Genomic DNA, 1,698 nt, shown 5'->3' with positions numbered 1-1,698 from the left:
TTCAACCAGCCAGAGGCATTAAAGTTACTGAATCTGGGGAAATAATACTAACGGCATATCGTACAGATAATACAGGCGATCGCATTACCGAAACTAGATACTGTAGCTAGCTCGAACAACTTGTTATAATAAATTATTATAATAACCACAACTATAGATTTATGTCTGAAGACGCCAATAAGATCTATCCAATTTCTCCTGCTAAAATTGGTTCGCAAGATGGCTATCGCTTGCCTCGTGCTTTTTCCCGCGACTGTCCCGAACTGGTTGGTGCTAGCGGTCATGTAGAAGTTTTAAATGAAAATACTTTACTAGTTCGATTAGAACCAGTAAAGCAAAGGTCAGAAGACCGAGACGACGTGATGATGAGTCTATTTTTAGACTTTCTACTCCAATCTGCTATTGAAAATCCCGAATCTTTAGTCCCTTACACAGCCCAAATGAGCCAAGAGACAAACGATTTGTTAGCAGGAGTAGAACTGGATGAAGATTAACGGTTGGAGCATTTTGTTTCATCCCCTGTTCGATCGACAAAGAACTGAATTGTTAGAGTCAGTTAAAGCTTTAAAATCCAAATTAACTACCCCAGACTTTATCAAACATCCTCAAGTCAAGTTACTGAAAGCAGTTACCGTAGGCATTGAGGTAAAGATACCTGCCGATCCCTTGGCATCTTATTTTGCCCTTAGAAAGCCTCTTAATAAGTACAGCCGCATGAAGAAAATGGGCTTACCCAACAGGTACAGGCTTTTTTTTAAAGTCTTTCCCCAGCAAAAAACAATTATTATTCTGTGGTTGGGATATCCAAGGAAGACGAGCGACCCCGCGCCGCCGAAAGGCGCAAGGGAATGCGCGAGGAAAGAAGGAGACAAGCGAGACTGTTACCGAGTTTTCTCCAAGATGGTAGAGTCGGGACAATTCCCCAAAGATATTAAAGATTTATCAGAAAATAATTGAAAGAATGCGATCGCTTGCCAGAAATAAGACATTGCAGTGGAGTTTAAATATTGCTGTATCTTATTTAAAATCACTAAAGCGATCGCCAATTCGATTAAATGATTATCTGCTTTATATTCAATCTATTATATTGATCTAATTATAGATATCAAAAGTTGCATCATTATAGATATCAATGCGTACTACCATTACTATTCCAGATGCTTTGGCAGCCGAAGCTGATGCCCTAGTTGGTACGGGGGGAATAACTACTCGCAATCAACTAATAGTTGAGGCTATAGAAAATTGGGTTGAACAAAGAAAGGAAGAGTTAATTGACGAAGAGTTTACCCTGATGGCAGAGGATTCTGACTATATTACTGAAACCCTTGAGATCGAAGCGGAATTTGCCAGTAGCGATTCAGAGGTAGCAAATCTCAACAATGATTAGAGGAGATATTTATCAGGCAGATCTAGATCCCACTCAAGATTCCAAACAAGCAGGTAAACGACCAATTGTAATTGTTAGTCGAGATGGTATTAATCGTAGTTCTCCTGTGGTAGTGGTAGTGCCTATTACTAAATTTACTCCCAGCAAAAAGATTTATCCCAGTCAACATCTAGATGAACTGCTACGACCTGCTTCGCGAGGTCATAGTATCTAAAAACCTCGGTCAATTCAGGGACGGTTTTATTCGTCCTATTAGCTTCCCGTCTCATAGGCTCATGCCTCCACCCCCTTGCCTTCGGCATCCCCCCTAC

The 1,698-nt window shown here is 40.6% G+C and carries 4 protein-coding genes; all 4 read left to right on the top strand.

The features are described from left to right. Positions 1-161 precede the first annotated feature (161 nt). The 4 genes from AC33VI_RS23495 (at position 162) to AC33VI_RS23480 (ending at position 1,601) form a co-directional block, all read left to right on the top strand. Positions 162-494: an AbrB/MazE/SpoVT family DNA-binding domain-containing protein gene (locus tag AC33VI_RS23495; RefSeq protein ID WP_491784681.1), complete on the top strand. Its 333-nt coding sequence runs from the start codon at positions 162-164 to the stop codon at positions 492-494. Next, positions 484-957: a type II toxin-antitoxin system YhaV family toxin gene (locus tag AC33VI_RS23490; RefSeq protein ID WP_491784680.1), complete on the top strand. Its 474-nt coding sequence runs from the start codon at positions 484-486 to the stop codon at positions 955-957. The genes AC33VI_RS23495 and AC33VI_RS23490 overlap by 11 nt, the downstream gene beginning before the upstream one ends. Positions 958-1,132: 175 nt before the next feature. After that, the gene (locus AC33VI_RS23485) at positions 1,133-1,387 is read left to right on the top strand and encodes a ribbon-helix-helix protein, CopG family (RefSeq protein ID WP_491784679.1); all 255 of its coding nucleotides are present in this window, start codon (positions 1,133-1,135) and stop codon (positions 1,385-1,387) included. Then, positions 1,380-1,601, top strand: coding sequence for a type II toxin-antitoxin system PemK/MazF family toxin (locus AC33VI_RS23480; protein WP_491784678.1), 222 nt, complete (start codon positions 1,380-1,382; stop codon positions 1,599-1,601). The genes AC33VI_RS23485 and AC33VI_RS23480 overlap by 8 nt, the downstream gene beginning before the upstream one ends. Positions 1,602-1,698: the final 97 nt, after the last annotated feature.

The sequence above is a fragment of the Waterburya sp. genome, from assembly GCF_058530065.1.
This window is presented reverse-complemented; position numbering and strand designations above follow the sequence as displayed.

What these genes read in the sequence shown, in the direction of transcription:
- AC33VI_RS23480 (WP_491784678.1), top strand. Translation starts at nt 1,380, where the DNA reads ATGATTAGAGGAGATATTTATCAGGCAGATCTAGATCCCACTCAAGAT.
- AC33VI_RS23485 (WP_491784679.1), top strand. Translation starts at nt 1,133, where the DNA reads ATGCGTACTACCATTACTATTCCAGATGCTTTGGCAGCCGAAGCTGAT.
- AC33VI_RS23490 (WP_491784680.1), top strand. Translation starts at nt 484, where the DNA reads ATGAAGATTAACGGTTGGAGCATTTTGTTTCATCCCCTGTTCGATCGA.
- AC33VI_RS23495 (WP_491784681.1), top strand. Translation starts at nt 162, where the DNA reads ATGTCTGAAGACGCCAATAAGATCTATCCAATTTCTCCTGCTAAAATT.